The 24769-nt window shown below is 69.7% G+C and carries 21 protein-coding genes; 7 read left to right on the forward strand and 14 right to left on the reverse strand.

Annotated elements, in window-relative coordinates:
* Positions 1-43 precede the first annotated feature (43 nt).
* The 4 genes from AB0I12_RS09285 to AB0I12_RS09300 are packed head-to-tail and all read right to left on the reverse strand — an operon-like array spanning position 44 to position 2803.
* Positions 44-1039 carry a CopD family protein gene (locus tag AB0I12_RS09285; RefSeq protein ID WP_359926861.1) on the reverse strand — a complete coding sequence of 332 codons (996 nt, stop codon included), beginning with the start codon at positions 1037-1039 and terminating at the stop codon, positions 44-46.
* Positions 1039-1545 carry a copper resistance CopC family protein gene (locus tag AB0I12_RS09290; protein WP_359926863.1) on the reverse strand — a complete coding sequence of 169 codons (507 nt, stop codon included), beginning with the start codon at positions 1543-1545 and terminating at the stop codon, positions 1039-1041. The genes AB0I12_RS09285 and AB0I12_RS09290 overlap by 1 nt, the downstream gene beginning before the upstream one ends.
* 2 nt (positions 1546-1547) lie before the next feature.
* Positions 1548-2237 carry a YcnI family protein gene (locus AB0I12_RS09295; protein WP_359926866.1) on the reverse strand — a complete coding sequence of 230 codons (690 nt, stop codon included), beginning with the start codon at positions 2235-2237 and terminating at the stop codon, positions 1548-1550.
* A 47-nt stretch (positions 2238-2284) separates the two neighbouring features.
* Positions 2285-2803: a hypothetical protein gene (locus AB0I12_RS09300; RefSeq protein WP_359926868.1), complete on the reverse strand. Its 519-nt coding sequence runs from the start codon at positions 2801-2803 to the stop codon at positions 2285-2287.
* A gap of 141 nt (positions 2804-2944) precedes the next feature.
* On the opposite strand from AB0I12_RS09300, the gene AB0I12_RS09305 reads away from it, so the two are divergent.
* From AB0I12_RS09305 to AB0I12_RS09325, 5 genes are all read left to right on the forward strand, one after another.
* Positions 2945-3466 carry a SigE family RNA polymerase sigma factor gene (locus AB0I12_RS09305; RefSeq protein WP_359926871.1) on the forward strand — a complete coding sequence of 174 codons (522 nt, stop codon included), beginning with the start codon at positions 2945-2947 and terminating at the stop codon, positions 3464-3466.
* Positions 3463-4233, forward strand: a complete 771-nt coding sequence (locus tag AB0I12_RS09310; protein WP_359926872.1) for a hypothetical protein — start codon at positions 3463-3465, stop codon at positions 4231-4233. The genes AB0I12_RS09305 and AB0I12_RS09310 overlap by 4 nt, the downstream gene beginning before the upstream one ends.
* A gap of 20 nt (positions 4234-4253) precedes the next feature.
* A complete protein-coding gene (locus AB0I12_RS09315) occupies positions 4254-5087 on the forward strand; it encodes an ROK family protein (protein ID WP_359926875.1) in 834 nt (277 codons plus the stop codon).
* 139 nt (positions 5088-5226) lie between these two features.
* The gene (locus AB0I12_RS09320; protein ID WP_359926876.1) at positions 5227-5889 is read left to right on the forward strand and encodes a pentapeptide repeat-containing protein; all 663 of its coding nucleotides are present in this window, start codon (positions 5227-5229) and stop codon (positions 5887-5889) included.
* Positions 5890-5940: 51 nt separating this feature from the next.
* Positions 5941-8157 (forward strand): NADP-dependent isocitrate dehydrogenase, encoded by a 2217-nt coding sequence (locus tag AB0I12_RS09325; protein WP_359926879.1) that lies wholly within the window; start codon positions 5941-5943, stop codon positions 8155-8157.
* A 52-nt stretch (positions 8158-8209) separates the two neighbouring features.
* On the opposite strand, the gene AB0I12_RS09330 is transcribed toward AB0I12_RS09325, so the two are convergent.
* Positions 8210-9223 carry a metallophosphoesterase gene (locus tag AB0I12_RS09330; RefSeq protein ID WP_359926882.1) on the reverse strand — a complete coding sequence of 338 codons (1014 nt, stop codon included), beginning with the start codon at positions 9221-9223 and terminating at the stop codon, positions 8210-8212.
* Between the two features lie 154 nt (positions 9224-9377).
* On the opposite strand from AB0I12_RS09330, the gene proS reads away from it, so the two are divergent.
* Positions 9378-10790, forward strand: coding sequence for a proline--tRNA ligase (proS, locus tag AB0I12_RS09335; protein ID WP_359926885.1), 1413 nt, complete (start codon positions 9378-9380; stop codon positions 10788-10790).
* Positions 10791-10951: 161 nt separating this feature from the next.
* On the opposite strand, the gene AB0I12_RS09340 is transcribed toward proS, so the two are convergent.
* The 9 genes from AB0I12_RS09340 to AB0I12_RS09380 form a co-directional block, all read right to left on the reverse strand.
* Positions 10952-11935: a LuxR C-terminal-related transcriptional regulator gene (locus AB0I12_RS09340; RefSeq protein WP_359926888.1), complete on the reverse strand. Its 984-nt coding sequence runs from the start codon at positions 11933-11935 to the stop codon at positions 10952-10954.
* A gap of 374 nt (positions 11936-12309) precedes the next feature.
* Positions 12310-13749, reverse strand: a complete 1440-nt coding sequence (locus AB0I12_RS09345) for a GuaB1 family IMP dehydrogenase-related protein (protein WP_359926889.1) — start codon at positions 13747-13749, stop codon at positions 12310-12312.
* A gap of 46 nt (positions 13750-13795) precedes the next feature.
* The gene (locus tag AB0I12_RS09350) at positions 13796-14626 is read right to left on the reverse strand and encodes an NAD(P)-dependent oxidoreductase (protein ID WP_359926892.1); all 831 of its coding nucleotides are present in this window, start codon (positions 14624-14626) and stop codon (positions 13796-13798) included.
* On the reverse strand, positions 14623-16899 hold the full coding sequence (locus AB0I12_RS09355; RefSeq protein ID WP_359926894.1) for a hypothetical protein: 2277 nt from the start codon (positions 16897-16899) through the stop codon (positions 14623-14625). Before AB0I12_RS09355 ends, AB0I12_RS09350 begins: the two co-directional genes overlap by 4 nt.
* A complete protein-coding gene (locus AB0I12_RS09360; protein ID WP_359926897.1) occupies positions 16896-19193 on the reverse strand; it encodes a hypothetical protein in 2298 nt (765 codons plus the stop codon). Before AB0I12_RS09360 ends, AB0I12_RS09355 begins: the two co-directional genes overlap by 4 nt.
* Positions 19190-20056 carry a carbohydrate ABC transporter permease gene (locus tag AB0I12_RS09365; RefSeq protein WP_359926899.1) on the reverse strand — a complete coding sequence of 289 codons (867 nt, stop codon included), beginning with the start codon at positions 20054-20056 and terminating at the stop codon, positions 19190-19192. Before AB0I12_RS09365 ends, AB0I12_RS09360 begins: the two co-directional genes overlap by 4 nt.
* Positions 20053-20988, reverse strand: a complete 936-nt coding sequence (locus AB0I12_RS09370) for a sugar ABC transporter permease (RefSeq protein ID WP_359926901.1) — start codon at positions 20986-20988, stop codon at positions 20053-20055. Before AB0I12_RS09370 ends, AB0I12_RS09365 begins: the two co-directional genes overlap by 4 nt.
* Positions 20985-22352, reverse strand: coding sequence for an extracellular solute-binding protein (locus tag AB0I12_RS09375; protein WP_359926904.1), 1368 nt, complete (start codon positions 22350-22352; stop codon positions 20985-20987). Before AB0I12_RS09375 ends, AB0I12_RS09370 begins: the two co-directional genes overlap by 4 nt.
* 78 nt (positions 22353-22430) lie before the next feature.
* Positions 22431-23405 (reverse strand): LacI family DNA-binding transcriptional regulator, encoded by a 975-nt coding sequence (locus AB0I12_RS09380; RefSeq protein WP_359926907.1) that lies wholly within the window; start codon positions 23403-23405, stop codon positions 22431-22433.
* 168 nt (positions 23406-23573) lie between these two features.
* Between AB0I12_RS09380 and AB0I12_RS09385 the strand changes: the two genes are divergently transcribed.
* Positions 23574-24713 carry a mandelate racemase/muconate lactonizing enzyme family protein gene (locus AB0I12_RS09385; RefSeq protein WP_359926910.1) on the forward strand — a complete coding sequence of 380 codons (1140 nt, stop codon included), beginning with the start codon at positions 23574-23576 and terminating at the stop codon, positions 24711-24713.
* Positions 24714-24769: the final 56 nt, after the last annotated feature.

Raw genomic sequence — 24769 nt, forward strand, 5'->3', positions numbered from 1 at the left:
CTGCCCATTGTACGGACAAAAGTTGACATGTCATCGACTCGCGCTAGGGAGTGCGCGACAGGGCAACGGCCAGGCCGACCGTGCCGGCCATGACGAGGAGCTCGACCGCGGCCAGCCGGCGGAACGCGGCGGGGTTGCCGGCGGTGAGCTCGGGCAGCGTCGTACGGCGGTGCCACCAGCCGATCGTCACCAGGATCGCGAACGCGACGGCCTTCGAGAACACCAGCGCGCCGTACCCGGTCGTCACCCACTGCGTGACCAGGCCCCAGCCGCTCTGCCGCCCGTCGAGGTGGATCTCGGCGGTGAGGAGCCCGGTGACCCCCATCGTCACCGCGCACACGAGGGCGAGCGTGCTGAAGATCTCGACGGCCTCGCGCGAGCGGGTGTAGCGCAGCACCGCAGCCAGACCGCCGATCCACGCGGTCGCGGCGACGACGTGGACGACGAGCGAGGTTGTCGCGAGGACGGACCACAGGTCGGTGCGGTCGAGCGCGCCGTGGCCGGTGAGCAAGGGGCCGGTCAGAGCCGCGATCGTGAGTACGGCGGCCAGCCGCGCGGTGCGGAGCGTCTTGGTGCCGCTGAGAACGACGGCGAGTACGGCGGTGAGCACGACGGCGACCGCGAGCGCGCGGACCTGGCTCAGCTGGCCGGCCGGTTCGGCGTGCTCGGCGAGGTGGGACAGCGGGATACCGAGAATCACCGTCGCGGTCGCGACCAGGCCGCCGATGCTCGCGACCGCCCAGATCCCGGCGGCCAGCGCGGCGTCCTGACAGGCGCGGATCGCCTTGGCGCCGAGCTGCCCGTCCTTCGCCGGCAGGAAGAGGATCACCGCCACCACGGCCCCGCCGGTCGCCACCGCGGCCGCGTCGGCGAGGAACCGCAGGACCGGAACCGCCCAGGACACACCGAGCGAGGCGCCGAGCAGCCCGTCGGCCGGCTTCCCCGGGGCACCGCCGGCGGCGAGCAGCGCGACCAGCATCACACCGATGCCTGCGGCAATCATCGCCAGGACGAGCAGCCGGGGACGCCTGACCTCCATCAGGCGGCCGGGCGGCGGCGGACGATGACGACGGCCAGCGCCACGACGACGAGCATCACCAGGCACATGGCGACGATCGTCACGACACTGGAGTTCCCCTCGGCCTGGGGCGGGGCCCCGGCCGGCTGGGTCGCCGGGTGACCGGCGTGCGTGACCGTGAAGGACCCGGCGACCGTGATCGGGTGACCGTCGGCCGAGACCACACGCGCCTCGACCGTGTACTTACCGGCCTCGATCATCGCGCCCACCGGTTGGGTGACGGTGTTGTCGACCACCTGGACGTCGCCGGTCGCGACGTTCGTGCCGCCGGGCGACTTCACCTGGACCTGCGTCCCGGTGGCGCCGACCGGTTCACTGAAGGTCAGCACCACCTTCGTCGGCGGCGCGGCCATCGACGAACCGTCGGCCGGCGTCATCGACTCGAGCTTCGCGTGCGCCGCCGCCACGCCGGCGGAGACCACCAGCGCGACCAGCGACGCGACGAGTACTGCGATCAGTCGGCGCACGGCTACTGCTTCTCCCCTGCGACCGCCACGGGCCGGCGGGACCGGAGCCCGAAGGCGAGACCGAGCAGTCCGACCACCAGTCCGCCGACGCCCAGCCAGCGCGCGACGGTGTCGGAGGAGTCGGTCGACGTCGTCGCCGCGACCGGCGTGACCGCCGCGGTCAGCTGCAGCGCCGGCGCCGGGTGCTCCGGCTCGTCAGCGCCGTCCTTCGCGACGTCGGCCCACTTCACCACCTCGCCGTCGCTGTACGTCTGCTCCGCCGGGAAGCTCAGCGAGTCCACCCCTTCGGGCAGCTTGCCGACCGACAACGCGAACTCGTCGAAGTCGTTCGCCGGGATCCCGCCCGCGGTCGCGGTCCAGGTGACCGTGGTGATCGCCTTGGTCAGTGTGACGTCCCCGACCTTCACCGCGGCGGGCAGTTTCGTCTCCTTCTTCTCCACCTTCCACCCGTCCTTCACCTGCGCACCGACGTGCGCGAACGGATGGTCCGTGGGCAGCGAGACGACGAGTTTCGTGGTGCTGGTGTCGTCGGACTCGGTCGGCACGCGGAACACGAGCTTGGCGTACCCGCCGGGCTTGGCGTCCGGCGACGACACCGAGACGTGGGCCGACGCCGAGCTCGCGGCGCCGATCACGACGAGTGCGGACGCCGCGCCGATCGCGGCGGCACGCAGGGCGAATCTCCTGGGCATGAGAGAACCTTTCGGGGCATACGAGTAGTCCGGCACGGTCGGCCGGTTCAGGCAGCTGCGATTCCTCGTACGCCGGGAGGCCCGCGCCCGGACAGACTCGTGCCGAGCGGGGACCCGCTCGGTGTCCAGGCCGCGAAGAAAACGTGTTCCGCCGCGATCCGCCGTACCGGACGGAGCACCGGCAGTTCGGGCAGCAGGCGCGCGAAGACCCGCCGTACCCGATGGAGCCAGCTGTGCGCCCGGCCGATCGCGAGAACGCCCGCCAGCAGCGCGGCGAGATGCGCCGCGGTCATCAGCACGCTGGTCGCGAGAGACATGCCGTGGTGCATGGTCACCGAGTCCAGCGTGACGTGGACGAACAGCTGCACACCGGCGAGCACGAGGCCGGTCAGCAACCGCTCGCCTGCCAGATACTCACCCAGCAGCCAGCAGACACCGGCCAGCGCGGCCAACGGAGGCACGATGCCCAGCGGCACGCCGCCGCCCCCGACCAGGGCATGACCGACCACCGCCACCGCGACGCTCAGCGCCGCGACCACGGACGTCGTCCTGCTCTCGGTCGGCATCTCATCCCCTCGCAGTCACTGTACGGTCGGGAGCACGCGGGCGTTCCCTCAGTGCTCGAGCACTGAAAGAGAGTGCCGTCGTCGTGCAACCGAACGTGTACCCCACCACGTTTGACCCGGCATGACTGGGGAGGGTCGCGGGTGAGACCGGAGACGGAGCAGGACTATGTCGAGTTCGTGACCCATCACGCCAACTCTCTGTGCCGGACCGCTTACCTTCTGTGCGGGGACTGGCGCCGGGCCGAGGACGCGACCCAGGAGGCACTGATCCGGCTGTACCGGATCTGGGGCCGCATCCAGCGCAAGGGCGCAATCGGTGCGTACGCGCGGAAGGTGGTCGTCTCCACCACTCTCGACGGGCTCCGCCGCAAGTCCAGCCAGGAGGTCGTCGGCGGCGACGAGTACTTCGCCAACGAGGCCGACGCCGACGCGCTGGGCGTCGTCGAGAACCGGCTGGTGATCACCAAGGCCCTCGCCGAACTGCCGCCCCGCCAGCGCGCCTGCGTCGTCCTGCGGTACTTCGACGAGCTGTCCGTCGAGGAGACCGCCATCGCGCTCGACTGCCGCCCCGGAACCGTGAAGAGCCAAACGCTGCGCGCTCTGGACAAACTGCGCGAGCACCCGTCCTTGGCCGAGCTCTTCGAGGTTGTGGGGACGAGATGACGAACGACCTGAAGACCCTGCTGGACCGGGCCACCGAACGCGGTACGTCGTTCGCGCCGGACGTCACCGAACTGGTCGCCGCCGGCCGGCACCGGACCCGGGTCCGTCGCGCGACGCTGACCGCTGCCACGGCCGTCACCGCGGCGACCGCCGTGGTCGCCGCGGTACTGGTCGGCCGGATCACCGCGCAGCCGCAACCGGCGCCGACGCCCAGCGAGCCCGCTCCCGCCGCCGTCACCGATCTGTGCGCGAAGTCCGACGACTTCTTCCGGACCGCGAACGACGACGCCTGGCGCCGGCAGGTCAGCAGCGGGTGGACCGACAAGGTCGTGGAGGCCAGCGATGCCGACGGCACGATCACGGTCCGCCGGTCGCCCGACGGATCGCAATACGCCTACTGCGTGGCCGGCGTACCGATCCGCGGCCACCAGTTGGGCGGCTTCGGGGCGACCCTGCTCAACACCGGCATCATCACCCGCGCCTACCAGATCCAGCGGTACTGGAGTCAGGCGTGCGGTCCGGCGAAGGTCGAGCGGCCCGCTTTCGCGTCCTGCATGGGCGTCGTCTACAGCTACGCGGGCCGGGTGCCGGAGGGAGTCACCCGGATCGCGTTCGCCGGCCTCGGACAGCACGCGGACGCCGCGATGAAGGACGGGTACTGGGTGCACCGCGTGTACACCGCCGACATCAGGAACGGCAACGCCGACCCGATCTACGTCAGCATGTACGACGGCGCCGGGAAGCGGGTGTTCCGGGCGGAGTACTGACCTGCTGCGATGATGTGCGGATGGACGTAGCTGTGCTGGAGATCGGGGGAAGCCACGTCACGGCGGCCGTGGTGGCGCCCGGAACGTGGGACGTGACCGAGGTGGACCGGGCCGAGCTCGAGTCCCGGGCGGCCGCCGAGGCAGTGGTCGCGCAGCTCGCGGACACGGCCCGGAAGTTGCCGCTGGCAAACGGTCTGGCGATCGCGCTGCCCGGTCCGTTCGACTTCGCCACCGGCGTCGCGTGGTACCGCGGGCAGGGCAAGTTCGACCGGCTGTACGGGTTCAACCTCGGCGCCGCCCTGAGCGAGGAGCTGGGGATCGACCGGCTGCTGTTCATGAACGACGCGGAGGCGTTCGCGGTCGGCGAGTGGACCGCGGGCGAGGTCCGCGGCGCCGCACGCTGCGTCGGCGTCACGATCGGCACCGGTATCGGTACGGCGTTCCTCGCCGACGGCCAGGTGGTCCGCGAGGGCGGCACGGTCCCGCCCGGCGGTGAGCTGTACAAGACGTCGTACGCCGGGAAACCGCTGGAGGACTCGATCTCCGCCCGCGCGATCCTGCGCCGCTACGCCGAGAGCACCGGCCGCGAGGCCCCCGGCGTCAAGGAAATCGCCGACCAGGCCCGCGCCGGCGACTCCGCCGCTCTCGCCGTCCTGCGCGCCGCGTTCACCGACCTCGTGGACGCGCTGAGGCCCTGGCTGGAGCGTTTCGGGGTCACTCACACAGTCCTGGGCGGCTCGATCTCGGGCGCCTTCGACCTGGTGACATCGACTCTCGACTTCCCGGCCTCGGCGACCAAGGACACCGAACATTCCGCCCTGATCGGCGCCGCCGCCCACTACCTCCGCTCCTGAGGCGGACCTGCGCCACTCACCAACCTTGACCAGCGGCCTCTCCACGACGCCGCCTGAGCGTGAGCCAGGCCGCGTGCCCGGCGCTTGCTGAGTGACGCAGGTCCGCCACCTGTCGGTAACCCCCGCTACGGTCGGGACCGTGAAGATCGCCGCGCCCCGCCTCCGTGCCCGGCTTGAGTCCGGCCTGCCCAACGAGATCGAGGACGAGGAGCGACTGCTCGATCTCGGGCTGGAGGATGCGGACCTCAGCGATCTGGAGGCCGAGCACGTCGAGATCAGCGGCTGCCGCTTCACCCGGAGCAAGTTGGCCGGTTCGGATCTGGAGAAGCTGATCCTGGTCGACACCGAGCTCACCCAGTGCGACCTGGCGAACTCCCGCTGGTCCGACGCGGCGCTGACCCGGGTCGCGATCGCCGGCGCCCGGATGATCGGGTTCGCCGGTCCGGGCGCGGTGCTGCAGCACGTGACGATCCGCGACACCGTGCTGGACTTCGCGTCGTTCCGGTTCGCGAAGTTCGTCAAGGTCGAGCTCACCGACTGCCGGCTGCAGAGCGCCGACTTCGTGTCCGCCGACCTGACCGGCGCCGTGTTCCGGGGCTGTGACCTGTCCGGTGTGGAGTTCTCCCAGGTCAAGGCGGCCAAAGCGGTGTTCGTCGACTGCACCTGGGACGGCGCCAAGGGCCTCGCCTCGCTGGCCGGGGCGACCGTGGCGGCGGCGTCCCCGATCGACACGCTGGCCTTCACGAGCGCCGTGACCGTCGCCGCCGGGATCACGTTGGCGCACCCGGACGACCTGTCCTGAGCGTGATCCGGCCCACGTAGGAGTCCGACGTCCGCCGGATAAGGTGGGCCCGTGACTGACTCGACGATCATCTACACCCACACCGACGAGGCTCCGGCGCTCGCCACGTACTCGTTCCTCCCTGTCGTCCAGGCGTACGCCGGCCAGGCCGGTGTCGGCGTGGAGACCCGGGACATCTCACTGGCCGGCCGGATCCTGGCGGTGTTCCCGGAGTACCTCCAGGACGACCAGCGGATCGCGGACGCGCTCGGCGAGCTCGGCGAGCTGGCCAAGACGCCGGCCGCGAACATCATCAAGCTGCCGAACGTCTCGGCCTCGATCCCGCAGCTGAAGGCCGCGATCGCCGAGCTGCAGTCCCAGGGCTACGCGCTGCCGGAGTACCCGGACGAGCCGAAGACCGACGAGGAGCGGGAGATCCAGGCCCGCTACGACAAGGTCAAGGGCTCCGCGGTGAACCCGGTGCTGCGCGAGGGCAACTCCGACCGCCGCGCGCCCGCCTCGGTGAAGAACTACGCCAAGACCCACCCGCACCGGATGGGCGCGTGGAGCGCCGAGTCGAAGACCAACGTCGCGACGATGGACACCGACGACTTCCGGGCCACCGAGAAGTCCGCGGTGATCGAGGCCGACGGATCGCTGCGGATCGAGCTGGTCGGCGACGACGGCACCACGACGATTCTGCGCGAGTCCGTCCCGGTGCTCGCCGGTGAGGTCGTCGACGCGTCCGTCCTGCACGTGGCCGCGCTGCGCGAGTTCCTCACCGCGCAGGTCGCCCGGGCGAAGGCCGAGGACGTGCTGTTCTCGATCCACCTCAAGGCCACCATGATGAAGGTGTCCGACCCGATCGTCTTCGGCCACGTGGTCCGGGCGTTCTTCCCGGAGACGTTCGCGCAGTACGGCGATGTGCTCGCCAAGGCCGGCCTGACGCCGAACGACGGCCTCGGCGGCATCCTGCACGGCATCGCGGCGCTGCCCGAGGGGCCGGCGATCAAGGCCTCCTTCGACGCCGAGCTCGCAGCCGGCCCGAAGCTGGCGATGGTCGACTCCGACAAGGGCATCACCAACCTGCACGTCCCGTCGGACGTGATCGTGGACGCGTCGATGCCGGCGATGATCCGGACGTCGGGCCACATGTGGGGCCCGGACGGCGCCGAGCACGACACCCTCGCGGTCCTGCCGGACCACAGCTACTCGGGCATCTACCAGGCGGTCCTCGACGACTGCCGCGCCAACGGCGCCTTCGACCCGGCCACCATGGGCTCGGTGCCGAACGTCGGCCTGATGGCGCAGAAGGCCGAGGAGTACGGCTCGCACGACAAGACCTTCGAGATCCAGACCACCGGCAGCGTCCGCCTCGTCGACACCACGGGCGCCGTCGTCCTGGAGCAGGCCGTCTCCGCGGGCGACATCTTCCGCGCCTGCCAGACCAAGGACGCCCCGATCCAGGACTGGGTGAAGCTGGCCGTCAACCGGGCCCGGGCGACCGGCGACCCGGCGGTGTTCTGGCTGGACGAGACCCGCGCGCACGACGCCAACCTGATCACCAAGGTGCAGAAGTACCTGTTCGACCACGACACCGAGGGCCTGGACATCCGCATCCTGGCGCCGGTGGACGCGACCACGTTCTCGCTGGAGCGGATCCGCCGCGGCGAGAACACCATCTCGGTGACCGGCAACGTGCTGCGTGACTACCTGACCGACCTGTTCCCGATCCTCGAGCTCGGCACCAGCGCGAAGATGCTGTCCGTCGTTCCGCTGATGGCCGGTGGCGGTCTGTTCGAGACCGGCGCGGGCGGCTCGGCCCCGAAGCACGTGCAGCAGCTGGTCAAGGAGAACTACCTGCGCTGGGACAGCCTGGGCGAGTTCTTCGCGCTGGCCGCGAGCTTCGAGCACCTGGCGCAGGCGACCGGCAACGCCCGGGCGCAGATCCTGGCCGACACGCTCGACCGGGCGACCGCCACGTTCCTGAACGAGGACAAGTCCCCGACCCGTCGCGTCGGCGGGATCGACAACCGCGGCAGCCACTTCTACCTGTCGCTGTACTGGGCGCAGGAGCTGGCGCAGCAGACCGACGACGCCGACCTGGCCAAGGCGTTCGCCCCGCTCGCCGAGACGCTCGCGGCGAACGAGCAGACCATCGTCGACGAGCTCCTCGCGGTCCAGGGCACCCCCGTCGACCTCGGCGGCTACTACCAGCCCGACCCGGCGAAGGCCGCCGCCGTCATGCGCCCCTCCAAGACCTGGAACGACGCGCTCGCTTCGCTGTGACGTAGTACGCGAAGACGCCCGGCGACCTGCTCGCCGGGCGTCTTTGCCTTGTTCAGGAGGTGAACGGGACGCGGGTCCAGCTCAGGACCGCGGGGTTACGGGAGTCGATCGTGACGCGGAGGTAGTCGTTGTCGCCGGTCGAGCCGTCAACGGTGATCCGGGACAGGTTGTCCACCGGCGCGGTCACACCGTAGAGCTTCGTCCACGCCGACGTGGCCGCGAGCGGCTTGTCGCTGTTGTAGACGTGGCTGTCACCGTTGAACAGGTACACCGGGCCGCGGAAGTTCGCCGCCTCCCGGGCGATCTCCTGCACGATCGGCTGGAACGCGTAGTAGTCCGCGAACGACGGCGACGTCACCGTCGGGTCGAACATGTCGGCCTGGGTGAGCAGTACGACGGCTTTGTTGTGCTCGTCGCGCGCCTGGGCGAACGTGTCGCGGATGCTCTGCATGACCGCCGCCGTCCGGTTCAGCACCTCGGCGGTCTGCTCCGGCGTCGGCGCCGTCCGGCCGGTCCACGGCGCCATACTGTTGTTGCTGCCAACGATGTGCAGGGCGGCGAACGCCACGTCGCCCCGGGTGAAACGGACGTCTTCCGGAATGCCCTGCGCGACCTGGCTCTCGACCTTCACCGAGTGCCGCCCGAGCGTGCGGCCCGGCTCGGGGAAGAACACCCTGCGAATCCTGGCCAGGCGCTCCAACGGGTTGTAACCGCCGTTGTTGACGCGGTGGCAGTCGGTCCACTCGTTGTCGCCGACGGTGTAGACGAGCGGATCCGCGAAGCGGTCGAACTGGGTCTTCACCTGCGCGAAGTACTCGTCGCTGCAGACCGAGGAGCCGTCCTTGATGTCACCGAGGTGGGTCACCAGCTGCACCGGCTTGTCCGCGTTGATCTGGTCGACGACCGCCGGGAAGCGGGCGATCTGCGCCGGGCCGTACGGGATGTCGCCGATCACGGCGAAGGTGTAGGTCTGCGGACCGCTGTCCGCGGCGGCGGCGGGACCGCCGACCGCGAGCCCGATCAGCGCCAGGCAGACGGAGATCACAGGCGTACGACGTACTCTCACAACTCCTCCAAGTCCACGGGGAACACGAGCCAACTTTTCGGCCCGCCGATGAACGACCGTGGACCGCGATGTGAATTCCACCGACTGAGTTTCGGCTGAGCGGCCGGCACAAATGCGTGGCCGGGCCCACGATCGGGTTCCTACACTGGCCGGCATGACAGCTTCCCGTTCCGTTCTCGCGTCGCAGGAGACGGACTACCCCCGATGGTTCCAGGACGTGATCGCCAAGGCCGAGCTCGCCGACAACGGGCCGGTCCGGGGGACCATGGTCGTGCGACCGTACGGGTACGGGATCTGGGAACTGTTGCAGGAGGCAATGAATCGCCGGATCAGGGCGACCGGCGCGCAGAACGCGTACTTCCCGCTGCTGATCCCGCAGAGCTACCTGCAGCGCGAGGCCGAGCACGTCGAGGGCTTCAGCCCCGAGCTCGCGGTCGTGACGCACGCCGGCGGCAAGCAACTCGAGGAGCCCGCGGTGATCCGGCCGACGTCGGAAACCGTGATCGGCGAGTACATGGCGAAGTGGGTGCAGAGCTACCGCGACCTGCCCCTGCTGCTGAACCAGTGGGCCAACGCGGTCCGCTGGGAGCTGCGCCCGCGGCTGTTCCTGCGGACGACGGAGTTCCTGTGGCAGGAAGGCCACACCGCCCATGTCTCCGCCGAGGACGCGCGCGCCTTCGCGACCAGGATCCTGTCCGACGTCTATCGCGACGTCATGGTCAACGTGCTGGCGATCCCGGTCGTCGCCGGCCGGAAGACCCGGCGGGAGCGGTTCGCGGGCGCGATCAACACGATGACGCTCGAGGCGATGACCGGCGACGGCAAGGCGCTGCAGATGGCGACCTCGCACGAGCTCGGGCAGAACTTCGCGCGCGCCTTCGACATCGGGTACCTGTCGGGCGAAGGCCGGCGCGAGCTCGCCTGGACGACCTCCTGGGGCAGTACGACGCGCATGGTCGGCGGACTGATCATGGTGCACGGCGACGACGCCGGCCTCCGGGTGCCGCCCGCGGTCGCTCCGGTGCAGGTCGTCGTCCTCGCGGTGAAGGACGAGTCGACCGCCGCCGCCCGGCGGATCGCCGACGAGCTGAGCGCGGCGGGTCTGCGGGTCGGCGTGGACGATCGCGCCGACCAGCCGTTCGGGCGACGCGCGGTGAACTGGGAGCTGAAGGGCGTCCCGGTCCGTATCGAGCTCGGCCCGCGCGATCTCGCCGCGGGCACCGCAACCGTCGTACGGCGCTTGCGCGACTCGGCCAAGACCGCGGTCGAGCTGTCCGGGCTCGCGATGGCGGTGGTGTCGGCGCTCGAGGCTGATCAGGCGCACCTGCTGGCCGCGGCAACCGCTCGCCGGGCTGCTCGCGTCACGGCCGTGTCGACGGTGGACGAGGCGATCGAGGCGGCCGCGTCCGGCTGGGCGACCCTGCCGTACGACGCGGTCGGCGAGGAGGGCGAGGACCGACTGGCCGAGTCCGGCGTCACGGTCCGTTGCCTGCAGCGTGCCGACGGCGCGCTGCCGTTGAGCGACGACGAGCCCGGTGTGGTCGCGTACGTGGCCCGCTCGTATTAGGTCCTGTCTGGTTATCCAGCGCCGTAGCGAGGAGGTGCTCGGTGCGGTGCATCGGCGTGCGGGGACGAAGGTCTCGATGCGGAGCATCGTGGCCTTTGCACCCGTGCGGCGAGGTGCCGTGCCGAGTGCCCCGCAGTAGGCGATGGATAACCAGACAGGGCCTAGCGGGCGAGGTACTTGCGGACGTCGTCGGCCACCTGGGACCGGCTGCGGAAGCCGTACTTGCGGAGGATCGCGCTGAGGTGGGTCTTGACGGTGTTGAGACTGACACCGAGCTCGGCGGCCAGCTGGTCGTTGTCGAGCCCGTCGGCCAGCAGCAGCGCGACCCCCTGCTGCGCCTTCGTGAGGCTGGTGAACCGGCGTTCCGGCGCCTCGTCGGTCTCCATCAGCATCTCGATCAGCTCGGACTGGATGTGCTCGGCGGTGTCCACGATCCGCTCCAGATGGGTGCGGACCGGCGCCCCCAGGTCCGACTCGTCCAGCGCCTCGGTCGCGATCTCCCGGATCGACGCGACCCGGTGCGTCAGGTACTCCATCACATGGTCGGACGTCAGCAGGTTCGGGCCGACATCGCCCGCGGGCAGACGGCGCAGCGCCTCCCGGTCCTCGCCCTCCCGGCTCAGCACCCGCTCCACCACCTCGCACAGCCACTCGAACGCCCGCACCGCGTTGTCGTCGTACGACTTCGGGATGTAGCTCTGCATCGAGAGCAGCCCGAACAACTGGTCGGGCCCGTCCTTGGCCGGCCGGAAGATCGGCACCGTGACCGCGTCCCGGGACCGTCGGGCCGGGTCGCCGACCGGTATGCCGGCGTGCAGCACGGCACCGTCGTCGTAGGCGAAGCGGTAGGTGTGCCGGTGCTTGAGCAGCCAGGCCGTCTGCCCGTCCGGGCCGAAGATGTGGGTGTCGGGGGTCACGTAGTCGCCGTCGTCGTACCCGTACGGGTACCGCACCCGGTTGCTGCCCTGCAGGAAGCCGACGAAGAACGCGTCGACATGCGCAATCTTCCCGGCCACCACCCGGACGTAGTCGTACAGACCGTAGTGGTCGGATCTGAACAGCGCCTCGATCTTGTGATACGCCTCGCGCAGGATGATCGCCGTCTCCGCGTCAACCCGCAGCGGGACGGCCCTTTCTCCTTCCACGACGGCGACTCCCCACAACCAGTGCGGTATCGATCACTCGACTATGCGCCGTCACCCGCACGTGATCAAGGGCCGTCCACCGCACAGCAGTCGCGGGCGGTGGGATGCAGGTCCCCGAGTCGCCCTCCCAAGCCTCGGCCGAACCCTCTGCCACCACCCGCGACCACGAGCAGGACACCGGTGACTGTTGAGCCCCCGCGTCGATCGGACCCGCTGCCCCCAGCGAGATCCCCGACCCCCCGACGGATGGTTCCGGTGCCCTTCCTCCCCCTGTTGCCTACAAGGTGCCACCGATGGCCGACCGTCACCATCGCCCGGGGCATGATTCCGGCGGACCCGCGATCTCATCCTGGGGATGAGGGCGTTGTCCACGATCACAGCCAGCTGGTGTCGAGCGGCTTGCCCTCGGCGTACCCGGCGGCCGTCTGCAGGCCGACCACCGCGCGTTCGTGGAACTCGGGCAGGGTGGCAGCGCCGACGTACGTGCACGAACTGCGGATGCCGGACACGATCGAGTCCAGCAGGTCCTCGACGCTCGGGTGCTCCGGGTCCAGGTACATCCGCGCGGTCGAGATGCCTTCCTCGAAGATGGCCTTGCGGGCCCGCTGGAACGCGGAGTCCTCGGCGGTCCGGGAGCGGACGGCGCGGGCGGACGCCATCCCGAAGCTCTCCTTGTAGATCCGGCCCTGGCTGTCGCGGTGCGGGTCGCCGGGCGACTCGTAGGTGCCGGCGAACCAGGACCCGATCATCACACTCGACGCGCCCGCGGCCAGCGCCAGCGCGACGTCGCGCGGATGCCGGACGCCGCCATCCGCCCAGACGTGCTTGCCGAGCTCCCGCGCGCGGGTCGCGCATTCCAGGACCGCGGAGAACTGCGGCCGGCCGACCGCGGTCTGCATCCGCGTCGTGCACATCGCCCCGGGCCCGACGCCGACCTTCACGATGTCCGCGCCGGCGTTCACCAGGTCGGTGACGCCTTCGGCGGTGACGACGTTGCCGGCCACGATCGGCACCCGCGGGCCGAGGGCACGGACCTGTTCGACCACCTCGAGCATCCGTTCCTGGTGGCCGTGGGCGGTGTCGACGACCAGGACGTCGATCCCGACCTCGAGCAGCGCCTTCGCCTTCTGTTCCGCGTCGCCGTTGATCCCGATCGCGGCGGCTACCCGGAGCTTGCCGTTGCCGTCCAGCGCCGGGTCGTACAGGGTCGCCCGGAGCGCGCGCTGGCGGGTGAGGATCCCGACGATCCGGTTGCCGGCATCGACCACCGGGGCGAGCCGGTGGCGGCCGTCGTGCAGCAGCTCGAACGCGGCCTCGGGATCGATCCCCTGGGGCACCGTCAGCAACTCGCGCGACATGACCGCGTCGAGCTGGGTGAACCGGTCGGCCCCGGAGCAGTCGGCCTCGGTCACCACGCCGACCGGCCGGCCCTGGTCCACCACGATCACTGCCCCGTGGTTGCGCTTGGGCAGCAGGTTCAGCGCCTCGCCGACGGTCCCGGTCGGCGGCAGCGTCAGCGCGGTGTCGTGGACCGGGTCCCGCTCCTTGATCCAGGCAACGACCTCGGACACCACGTCGACCGGGATGTCCTGCGGGATCACCGCGAGGCCGCCGCAGCGTGCGATCGTCTCGGCCATCCGCCGCCCCGACACCGCGGTCATGTTCGCCGCCACGACCGGAATCGAGGCTCCCGTACCGTCGCTGGTCGAGAGATCCACGTCCAGTCGCGACGCCACGCCGGACCGATTCGGCACCAGGAACACGTCACTGAAAGTGAGGTCTCCCGCCGGCTCCCGATCATGGTGAAACCGCATGTCAGACCCCTTCCGCCCGTGTCCGAACGCGACCAGCGTAGCGCCGTTACACCGTGTGTTCGGCGGTGAACCCGAGCAGCTCGCGCGCGGGGCCGAGGTCGAGCGGGGTGGTGCGGCCGGGCAGGTCGGCGCGGATCGCGGTGCTCGGGTGGTAGCGGCGGAGCAGGTCCAGGGTCGGGTACGGCGCCAGCGTGTCCGGGGCCGCGACGTGGAAGACGTGCGAACCGCCCTGGACCTGCAAGGCCAGCACGGCGGCGCGGGCGGCGTCGCGGGTCTCCAGGTACGACCACAGGTCGGCGGCGCCGAGCGCCGGGTCGGCGGCGACCTTGCGGGCGTGCTCCTCGAGGCGTTCGGCGAAACCGCCGACGAACGGGTACCGCAGCGCGACCACGGTCGTCCCGTGCCGGCGCGCCATCATCGCGGCGGTCTGCTCGTCGGCGAGTTTCGACAACGCATACGGGTCCTCGGCCTGGCTCGGCACCGCCGCGTCGAGCGGAACGTACGCCGGGCTGAGCGACCCGGCCGCGAACGGCAGCCCGTTCGCGGCCAGGCTGCTCGCGACCACCGCGTTCCGGACCCCGGCGCGCCCGGCCTCCTCCAGCACCGTGAACGTGCCGAGCGTGTTCTCGCCGAACACCTCGTACGGCGTCCCGCGGTGCGGCGCCGGCCGCGCGGCGAGGTGGACGACACCGTCCACCCCGGCCATCGCGGCCCGCACCGCGGCCAGGTCGCACACGGACCCCTCGACCACTCGATCCGCCTGGCACGGCGTCCCCGGCAGGACCAGGGCGGTGACCGCGACGCGGCGTACCTGCAAGGCGTCCACCACGGCTCGCCCGATGCGGCCGCCGGCTCCGGTGACGAGGACCCGGTTCACGCGAGCCGGAGCTGCTGCTCGGGCTGCGCGGACAACCCGCGGTACAGCTTCGGCGCACCGTCGAGGGTGAGCTTGATCCGCGATCCGCTGAGCGTCCGGCGGCGACCGATGCAGTCGATCTCGACCAGTTCGCCGCCACGGACGGTGAGGTGTGTCTTGGTCGGCCAGTCGTCCTCCCACACCTCCGGGTGCGGGTAGTACGCCTGCCCCTCGGTGTGATCGACGTTCAGCAGGTACCCGTCCTTGCGGCTCCACAGCACCGACAGCGGCCCGTCCGGCGTCATGAACAGCAGGCCCTGCAGATGCCGCTCGATCTTCGAGAGGTCCAGCCAGCGCACGAACTCGGCTTCCTCGAGCACTCGGGTGCCGGTCGCGAACGCCAGCAGCGACGGCTTCGCCGACAGGTCCCGGTTCATCAGCCCGTGGTGGTACTCCGGGTTCGCCGGATCGGCCTCCTGCGGATGGTGGATCGTGCTGTCGTACAGCTGGTACCAGTTCACGCCGTCGACGCCCTCGGCCTTTGCCAGCGCCATCGTGAGCAGCACGTTCTCGGCCGCCTGGCGCATGGTGTCGTTCCACCACTGGTTCGGCCGGGTGCACGCGTACGCCTCGGTCAGCCACAGCTCCTTGCCGCCGCCGTACTCGCGGATCCGCCGCTTGGCCTCGCGGACGCCGCCGAGGAAGTTCCAGTAGCTGCCGTTGGACCCGGTGACCCACTCGTCCGGGGTCGGCGCGTAGTCCGGCGTGAAGTTGCCGCGGCCCGGGTGGAACGCGAACGCGTCGATCAGGTCCCAGCCGCCGTGCGCGTGGAAGCTGTCGACCCAGTTCACGTCCATGCCGCCGAGGCCGTTGTTCATCACCTTCACGTCGGACCCGACCTCGGCGAGCCGCTCGACCACCGGGCGCAGGCCGTCGCGGATGTACTTGTCGGCGTACAGGCCGGACATCCACGGCTGGTTGCGTTCGTTGTCGACCTCGAAGTACCGGGCACGGGCGTCCACGACCACGTCGACCAGCTCGGCGGCCCAGGTCTTCGCCTGCTCCGGGGTCGCGTCGAACACCACGTCGCCGTGCTGGATGTTCGGCGTGATGCCCAGCGCCTCCAGCTCGGCCGGCGGGATCCCGGGCGCCCCGTTGTAGGCGATCCGGACCGACGCGACGCCGATCTTCTGCAGCAGCGTCGCCACGTCCGCCTTGCTGGGCTTGAGCAGCCAGGGATAGTTCGCGATCCCGAACATGCCGCCGCCCTGGTAGTCGTACGACGGGAGCACGGAAAGCGTGGTCCGCGCGAACGCCTCGCCCGCCTGCACCTCCAGGAAGGCGACGCCCTGCTGCTGCAGCGCCGGTACGACGATCTTGTGGTCGGCGCTCTGGCCGGGCGCCAGCGTGAGCACGGTCGATCCGCTCGTCAGCGTCGTACCGTCGAAGTCGCGGGCGAACCAGCTCAGCGTCACCGGCGCGGTGACGGTGCTGCCGGCCACGACCTGGACGTTGACCGGCATCGCGTGGCCGCTCTCGTACCAGAGGTTGAACGGCTGATCGGTCCACACGTCGAGGCCGACCGGGCGGCCGACGGCGGCCGCGTTGGCGGAAACTTCGCGGAGGTTTCCGAACACGAGATCCGCCTCGTGCCGCAGGACGCCGAGCGCGTCGTACGTGCCGACGATGTGCATCCAGGAGGCCGTCGTCCAGTCGGGGCGGCTCGACTGAAGCCGGAAGTACGCCTTCGTGTCGGCCCAGGTCTCGGTGTAGAGGATGCCGTCGTTGGTCTCGTACGGCACGCCGCCGCCGGCGTCGCGGTTCCAGCGCGTGACCGCGGTCGAGTACTCCGCGGCGGTCGGGCTGACGACGGTGCGAGTGAACTGCGAGTTCAGGTACATCTGGTTGGAGCTGGTCGCGTCCCAGCGCATGTGCAGGCGCCGGGCGGTGACGTCGAAGGTGCCGGTGACCGTGATCGTCTTCGCGGCGGCGCCCATCACATAGTCGACGCGGATCGCCTGGCGGCCGTCCGGGAGCGTGACCAGCGACGGCTTGCCGCCGAACGTGCGCTGCCCGCCGAGCACGGTGTCCTTGACCTGGAAGTGCGCGATCCGGATCCGCTCGGTGCCGTCGCCGACGACGATCGTGCCGTCGGTCTCGGCGGACACGGTGATGCCGTCCGCGGTGATCGTGTACGCCGTCGCGGCGCGGGCGACGCCCGCGGGGAGCAGGCCGCCGGCCACCCCCGCGGCTGCGAGCGATCCGGCGACGAACGTCCGCCTGGTGGGTTTCATGACAATCCTCCGGTGGTCTGGAGAGGCAGGGAGAGACCGATGAAGATCCGCGGTGCGCCGTCGAGGGTGACGGTCACCTGGGAGTTGCTTGCCTGGTGCGTGCCGACGTCCATGCCGAGGCAGTTCAGTTCACGGACCGACGTGGTCGCGGCCGGCGTCGGGACGGTGACGTTCGTCTTGGTCGGCCAGAGGTCTTCCCAGGGCTCGGGACTGCGGTAGTAGGCAGGGCTCGCCTGACTGCGGCGGGCCGGGTCGTTGTTGAGGATGTAGCCGTCCTTGCGGGACCAGAGCAGATTGACCTTGCCCGTCGGGGTGTTGAACACGAGCCCGAACAGGTCCGGATCGCCCAGGTCCGCCCAGCCGGCGAACGTGGACTGGTCGAGCCAGCGTGCGGCGGTTGCGAAGGCCAGCAGCGAGGGTTTCGCGCCGAGGTCGCGGTGCAGCAGTCCGTGGTGGTACTCGACGCTGTCCGGATCGGCTTCCATCGGCTGCTGCTGGATCGAGTCGTTGAGCGTGTACCAGGTCACGCAGCGGACGCCGTACGCCTTGGCCAGCGCGAGTTGGAGTAGAACGTTTTCCGGGGCGTTCCGGTAGGTGTCGGTCCACCAGCGGTTCGGCTGCGTTCCGGCGTACGCCTCCGTCAGCCAGAGCTCTTTGGTGCCCTTCGCCGTGGTTGCCTTCTTCAGGGTGCCGAGGAAGTTCCAGCGGGTCTCGTTCGTCCACGGTTCCACGGGCTCGTAGTCGGCGGTGTAGTTTCCGCGGCCCGGGTGGTACGCCAGGACGTCGACGTGGTCCCAGCCGCCGGCCGCGCCGAGGTCCTGCACCCACTGCTCGGGGTATCCGGCAAGACCGCAGGTCATCACCTTGAACGTCGCGCCCTTGGCGGTCATTGCCGCGCGCAACGGTTCGAGGACGTCGTTCACGTACTGGGCCGGTGTCTTGTCCGACGCGGTGAGGTTCAGCTCGTTGGCGCATTCGTAGTACCGGGCGCCGGAGTACGTCGCCCGGCCGACCATGTCGTCGGCCCAGGCCGCTCCGTCCACGCCCCACGGCAGCGTGCCGGCGAGCTGCATGTTGTGCAGGAAACCGGCCTGGTCGAGTGCGTCCACGGTCGGGCCGGGCGAGGCCGGCAGCGCGTTGTACTGGCGATACGCCGTCCGGATCCACTGCATGCCGAGGAGCTTCATGAGCCCGAGGACATCCGTGCTCGACGGCTCCGACAGGTAGGCGAAGTTACCCATGCCGAACATGCTCTGCTCGGAGTCGCCGTACGTGTAGGCGGACAGCACGGAAAGCGTTGTTCGGGCGAACGCCCCCTCTGTCGAGCCCTCGTACACTACCGCCTCGACGAAGCGGATGTCGCGGGCGCCGAGGGTGACGGAGAAGTTCCCGTTCCAGACCGCGCGCGGCCCGACCGATGCACTCGCCGTACCGCTGGTCGAGCCGCCGTTCCAGTCCCGCGCGACCCAGTCGACGCGCACGGTCCGGGTGCTCAGCGCCGCATTGACCACCTCGAAGCTGACAGTCCTGGCGCCGCCGGTGTTCCAGAGGCCGAAGGGCTGGGCGGTCCACAGGTCGATGCCGAGATCGCCGTCGCGCGCGATGACGCCGGCCGAGTGCGGCCGCATCGCGCCGAGCACGATCGTGCTCTCCAGGAAACCGCTGTCGTCGCCGACCGCGTGCAGGTAGCCGTTGTTGCTGAAGGCAACCGTGCTCTGCGGAAAACGGATGACGGCACGGTTGTCGGCCCAGGTGTAGGAGTAGCAGACACCGTTGGTCGTCTCGTACGGCACGCCGCCGCGCAGCGCGCCGGTGCCCGGATCCCGGTCCCGGTTCCACAACACGACCGGGTCGAAGTGCTCGGTCGCCGTCCCCGACACGACCCGCGCGACGCGGAAACTGTCGGTCCGCAGATCCGTCACGCCGGTCACGTCCCAGCGGATCCGTGCTTTCCGCAGACCGAGCGTGAACGTCCCGACCACCTGGCCGACGGGCGCGCCGTACGTGACCGTGAACTGCTGCCCGCCGTTCGCCTCGATCTTCGTGATCCCGGTGGTCCGGACGACGACCTTGCTCGTGCCGGTCCCGTACGCGTATTCGAACGTCGTCAGGGCGAAGCGCTGGATCCCGCCGCCGTCGAGCACCCTGACCTCACCAGTGTCAGGTGCCCCGATCAGCGTGATCGTGTTCCCGGTGTCGGTGATCTGCACATCGGCCGCATACGCCGGACTCGTGGCGCTCCCGGCGGCCGCTGCGGCCACGGCGCCGCCGAGGACTGCTCGCCGGCTGATCATCCTTTGACCCCGGTGAATCCGAGCCCGGCGACCACGTAGCGCTGCAACACGAGGAAGACCAGCACGGGTGGCGCCAGTGCCATCGCCATCGCCGCGATCAGCTCGTCGAGCGGCGCCGAGTCGACCAGGTTCGCCAGCGCGACGCTGATCGGTTGCAGCCGCGGGTCGGAGATCACCACGAGCGGCCAGATGAACTCCTTCCAGGAGTGCATGATCGCGAGCAGGCTGATCACCGCGATCACCGGCCGGCTCATCGGCAGCACGATCCTCGTGAGCAGCTGCCAGGTACTGGCGCCGTCGACCTTCGCGGCGTCGTACAGCTCCTGCGGCAACGCCTCGAAGAACCGCGTCGCGAGCAGCACGTTGAACGCGTTCGCTCCCGCGGGCAGCCAGATCGCCCAGTAGGTGTCGAGCAGATTCACGTCCAGTACGGTCAGGAACAGGCTGACGAGCGAGACGGTGTACGGCACGAACATGGTGGCGAGGATCGCGCCGTACACGTACCGGCCGATCCGCGGGCGGATCACCGCGAACGCGAACCCCGCCGTCATCGCCACCAGCAACTGCACCGCCCAGGAACCGATCACCACCGTCACCGTGTTGGCCAGGTAGCGCCCGACGTGGAGCTCGGTGAAGGCCCGGGCGAAGTTGCCCAGCTCGGCCTCGGCGGGCCACAGCCGCAGCGGGTTCGTGACCATCTCGGTCGGCGACGACACCGCGCCCTTGACGGTCCAGTACAGCGGCCCGATCCCGATCGCCACCAGGACCAGCAGCGTCAGTACCTGGACCGCCCGGAGCGCGAACGCCGTCGCCGGTCTGCGCAGGTCGTTGCTCGAGGTGAACGTCGTCATCGGTTCGCTCACTTGGTGCTCCAGCTTCTGGTCAGGCGGAGGTAGACCGCGGACAGCACAGCGAGAACGAGCGCGAGCAGGACGGACAACGCGGCGGCCTGCCCGTAGCGGCCGTCCTGGAACGCATACCGGAAGATCAGCAGCAGGACTGTCAGCGTGGCGTCGTCCGGACCGCCCTGCGTGAAGATGTACGGCTCGGTGAAGACCTGGATCGTGCCGATCAGCTGCAACAGCAGCAGCAACCCGATCACCGGACGCAGCTGCGGCAGCAGCACGTGCCAGATCCGCCGCCAGATCCCAGCTCCATCACTCTCGGCCGCTTCGTAGAGCTCCGCGGGTACGCCGGTCATTGCCGCCAGGTAGATCAGTGCGGCCCCGCCCATCCCGGCCCACGTCGCCTCGAGCACCAGGCTCAGCATCGCGGTGTGCGGCGACTGCAGCCACGGGTACGGGCCGAGTCCGATCAGGCCGAGCAGCTGGTTGAACAGACCGGAGCCGGGGTCGTAGAACCACTTCCAGAGCAGGATCGCGACCACCGGCGGTACGACGACGGGCAGGTAGACGACGACGCGGTACACACCGGCGAACCGCCGTACCGTCGACATCACGGCCGCCAGCACGATCGGCGCGGGGAAGCCGATGACCAGCCCGAGGCCGACGAACAGCAGGGTGTTCGTCATCGCCTTGCCGACCAGTGGATCGGTCAGCACCGCCTGGAAGTTCTCCAGGCCGACCCACACCGCCGGGTCGACGAGATTGGTCTCCTGGAACGAGATCAGCAGACCGCGCACGATCGGCCACCACGAGAACAGCCCGAACACCAGCAGAGCAGGCGCCAGGAAGAGCAGGCCGAGGAGTTCCCGGCGCAGTCCCGCCCGCCGCCGGGAGGCCACCGCCGCAGGTTCGGCTTTGGTGACCTCCGGGCGCTCCAGCAGTGTTGTCACTTCTGCTCCGCGGCGAGCATCTTGTCGGCGTCCGCCTGCGCCTTGGTGAGCAGGGCGTCCACGTTCGCGTCCTTCTTGGTGAGCACGGACTGCACCACGGTGTCGAGGATCGTGTAGAGCTTCTGCGCCGCGAGCGGCGGCTCGGGCTTCAGCGTGAGCTTCGGCGTACCCTCCAGCCAGGGCCGGAAATGCTCGAGCTCCACGTTCACGTACGGCTTGATCGCCGCGTCGATCTTCTGCTGCTGCGCGGTGCTGAACATCGGCAGTGTCGGTACGCCGACCGCGGCCTTCGGATCCTTGGCCAGCTCCTTCGCGCGCTCGGCCGCGACCGCCGGCTCGTACTGCGCCTCGGCCTGGGCGAACAGCAGCCACTTCACGGCCGCGTCGACCTTCTCCTTCGGCACCGACGCCGGGACCATGAACACCTCGGCGCCGCCAAGGGTCGCGTTCCCGCCGGCCTGCGGCAATGACGTGACGCCGTAGTCAGCCGTGCTCTTCATGCCGAACTTCGTCTTGGCCAGCTTGTACGTGCCCGGCGTCCCCATGAACATGCCGATCTGACCGGCGGCGAACTGCTTGACCACGTCGTCCTGGTCCATCAGCTGGTTCTGGCCCATCGAGTTGTCGGCCCAGCGCATCGCCTTGAGCAGCTCCAGCGACCGCTTCGTCGCCGGGTCGTTGACGGCAGCAACCACCTTGCCGTCCTGCTCGGTCTCCATCGAGCCGCCGTGGGTGTAGGTCAGCATGGTCAACTGCCAGCCACCCGTGTTGCCCTTGGACTCGTGGACGAACCCCGCCTTCCCGGTCTTCGCGCTGATCTGCTTGGCGGCCGCGCGGACCTCGTCCCAGGTCGCCGGCGGCTTGTCCGGGTCCAGACCGGCCTGCGTGAACAGCTTCCGGTTGTAGACGAGGCCCTGCGCGAACGGCGCCTGCGGAACGCCGTACACCTGTTTGGCGCCGTCACTCAGCGGCTGCAAGACCTGCGGGTTGAACTCCTGGTAGTGCGTCCACTGCTTCAGCTGCTCGGTGATCGGCTGGACGTGTTTGCGGGCGATCAGGCCCTGCGGCTCGGTCAGCGGGACCTGGATGACGTCCTCGATCGTCTTGCCGGCCAGCTTGGCCGAGAACGTCAGCGGATCCCAGCGGTTCTCGCTGCCTTCGATCGTGATGCCGGGGTTCTTCGCCTGGAAGTCCTGCACCAGCCGGTTGAACTGGGCCAGCGCGGCACTGTCGGTCGGCGCCGGCATGCCCTGCACCCGCAGTACGACGTCGGTGCCGGCATCGTCCTTGGCAGGGGTGAGTCCCGCACAGCCGGTCAGTGCCAGCCCGGTCGCGGCCGCCACCAGGGCAGCACGAACACGCATGGGTGTAGCCATTGAATGTCTCCAGGAGGGATCGGTACGGCGGGGCGGCGCGCCGTACTGTGGTGGGACCTGCTCGGGTCAGGCGCGGTGTGGCGCGGGACCTGTGGAAGCGCGGGGAATCAGCCGCGAGCCGACCTCGACGGACTGCGGCTCCGCGCCGTTGATGGTCTCGACGATCAGGTCGGTGGCGTGGGTGGCCACGGTCTGCGGCGAGATCCGGATGGTGGTGAGGGCCGGGATCGACATCGCGGCCAGCAGCGTGTCGTCGATGCCGATCACGCTGACCTGACCGGGCACGTCCACCCCGGAGTGGGCGAGTTGGTGCAGGATGCCGATCGCGACCAGGTCGTTGTGCGCGAGGATCGCGGTGGCGCCGTTCGCCACGGCCAGGGTCGCGGCGTGCAGACCGGTCTCGAAACGCGGCTCGTACGGACCGAGCTCGACGACCGACAGCCCCTGGGCGTCGAAGGTTTCTCTTATCGACTTGCCCCGCAGGTGCTCCGGGCGCGAGCAGTTGACGAAGACACAACTGGTGTGACCGAGCGCGCGCAGATGTTCCGCGGCCTGGCTGATGCCGGACGTCAGCGAGATGTGCAGCTCGGGGATGCCTTTGACCTGCCGGTTCACCAGGACCAGCGGGATTTCCCGGGCCAGCTCCTGCAGCCGGCCGTCGGACAGGGTCGAGGCCCACAGCACCAGACCGTCGACCTTCTTCACGATCGCGTCGATGGTCTCCAGCTCGTCGGACTCGCGCTCGTCGCAGTCCGCGACCAGGAGCGTGTAGCCGTGGTTGCGGGCCCGCGCCTGCATCGCCTTCACGATCGGCGGGAAGAACGGGTTCGCGATGTCCGGGACGACCAGCCCCAGCGACTCGGTGCGGCCGCTGCGCAGCGTCCGGGCCGCGGGGTCGGGCCGGTACCCGAGCTGCCGCGCGGCGTCGGTGACCCGCTGCCGGGTCGCCTCCTGCACCTGGTCGGGCGCGGTGAAGACCCGGGACACCGTCGACGGGGACACACCCGCCAGTTGCGCGACTTCCCTGACCGTGGCGGCCATCCGGATCTCCTTGCTCTCGCATCTCGGGGCTCAGCGTTGAAACATGTTTGCAATCGTTCCTGGTTGTGTCAACAGCTCGTTTCTGTTTTCTCACAGAAGCTCTGGCGTACGCCTGAAATCGTGAGATACGGTGCGATGACAACGTTCCTGAAACAGAGCAGAGGTCAGATGAAGATCACGGGCTGGGAAGTGCTCACCCTCCCCGACCGGGGCGACGCGATGATGCTCGTCGTGGTCGACACCGACGAGGGCATCCACGGCATCGGCGAGGTCGGCCTGCGGTCCCGGCAACAGGCCGTGGCCGGCGCGCTGTCCCATCTGGGCGGGCTGGTGCTCGGCGAGGACCCGCTGCGCACCGAGCAGCTGTGGCAGCTGATGTTCCGGTCCGGGTTCTACCCCGCCGACCGGGTGATCGCGTCCGCGATCGCGGCGATCGACGTCGCGTTGTGGGACATCCGCGGCAAGGCGTACGGCGTCCCCGTGCACGAACTGCTCGGCGGGCAGGTGCGGGACTACGTGCCGTGCTACGTCCACCTGGGCGACGGGATGGCGGACCGCCCGCGTTTCCTCGAACGGTGCCGCACGCTCGTCGCCGACGGTTGGACCCACCTACGATTCTCGGTGCCGCACGACGGCGACGTCCTCGACGAGCGCCGGACGCTGCGGGACGGGATCGCGTTGTTCCACGAGGTCCGCGACACGGTCGGTGACTCCGTCGAGCTGATCCTCGACGTCCACACCCGGCTCGACCCACCCGAAGCGGTCACGCTGTGCCGCGAGATCGAATCCGCCCGCCCGTACTTCGTCGAGGACGCGCTCCGCGCCGAACACCCCGACTCGTACCGGATGCTGCGCGCGCGAACCGGCGTACCGCTGGCGGCCGGCGAACAGTTCGCGTCCAAGTGGGAGTTCGCGCCACTGATCGAGAACGAGCTCATCGACTACGCCCGCGTCGACATCGCCATCGCCGCCGGCCTGACCGAGGCCCGCAAGATCGCCGCCGCCTGCGAAACCCACTACATCAAACTAGCCACCCACAACCCCCTGGGCCCCGTCACCGCCGCCTCATCCCTGCACCTCAACCTCACGACCCCCGTAGCCGCCATCCAGGAACACCAGTCGGACCCCGACGACACTCTGGCCCGCTTCTTCACCCACCGCCCCACCATCACCCCCGGCCGAGTACTCCCGTCAACCACCCCCGGCCTAGGCATAGACATCGACCGAGACCTAGCCCGAGCCCACTCCACCCCACCCCGCCCCCTCCCCACCCTCCATCGCCCCGACGGCTCTTTCACCAACTGGTAACCCCCGCAGCCCTGTGGATAACCAACCCGACGAACACCCTCCGTATGCGACGCTTA

This window comes from Kribbella sp. NPDC050459 (genome assembly GCF_040655315.1).
Classification (GTDB): Bacteria; Actinomycetota; Actinomycetes; order Propionibacteriales; family Kribbellaceae; genus Kribbella.

Coding starts and splice junctions, on each gene's coding strand:
- AB0I12_RS09355 (WP_359926894.1), bottom strand. CDS start 16,899: ATGAAACCCACCAGGCGGACGTTCGTCGCCGGATCGCTCGCAGCCGCG.
- AB0I12_RS09385 (WP_359926910.1), top strand. CDS start 23,574: ATGAAGATCACGGGCTGGGAAGTGCTCACCCTCCCCGACCGGGGCGAC.
- AB0I12_RS09295 (WP_359926866.1), bottom strand. CDS start 2,237: ATGCCCAGGAGATTCGCCCTGCGTGCCGCCGCGATCGGCGCGGCGTCC.
- AB0I12_RS09360 (WP_359926897.1), bottom strand. CDS start 19,193: ATGATCAGCCGGCGAGCAGTCCTCGGCGGCGCCGTGGCCGCAGCGGCC.
- AB0I12_RS09285 (WP_359926861.1), bottom strand. CDS start 1,039: ATGGAGGTCAGGCGTCCCCGGCTGCTCGTCCTGGCGATGATTGCCGCA.
- AB0I12_RS09300 (WP_359926868.1), bottom strand. CDS start 2,803: ATGCCGACCGAGAGCAGGACGACGTCCGTGGTCGCGGCGCTGAGCGTC.
- proS (WP_359926885.1), top strand. CDS start 9,378: ATGACAGCTTCCCGTTCCGTTCTCGCGTCGCAGGAGACGGACTACCCC.
- AB0I12_RS09315 (WP_359926875.1), top strand. CDS start 4,254: ATGGACGTAGCTGTGCTGGAGATCGGGGGAAGCCACGTCACGGCGGCC.
- AB0I12_RS09375 (WP_359926904.1), bottom strand. CDS start 22,352: ATGCGTGTTCGTGCTGCCCTGGTGGCGGCCGCGACCGGGCTGGCACTG.
- AB0I12_RS09310 (WP_359926872.1), top strand. CDS start 3,463: ATGACGAACGACCTGAAGACCCTGCTGGACCGGGCCACCGAACGCGGT.
- AB0I12_RS09345 (WP_359926889.1), bottom strand. CDS start 13,749: ATGCGGTTTCACCATGATCGGGAGCCGGCGGGAGACCTCACTTTCAGT.
- AB0I12_RS09380 (WP_359926907.1), bottom strand. CDS start 23,405: ATGGCCGCCACGGTCAGGGAAGTCGCGCAACTGGCGGGTGTGTCCCCG.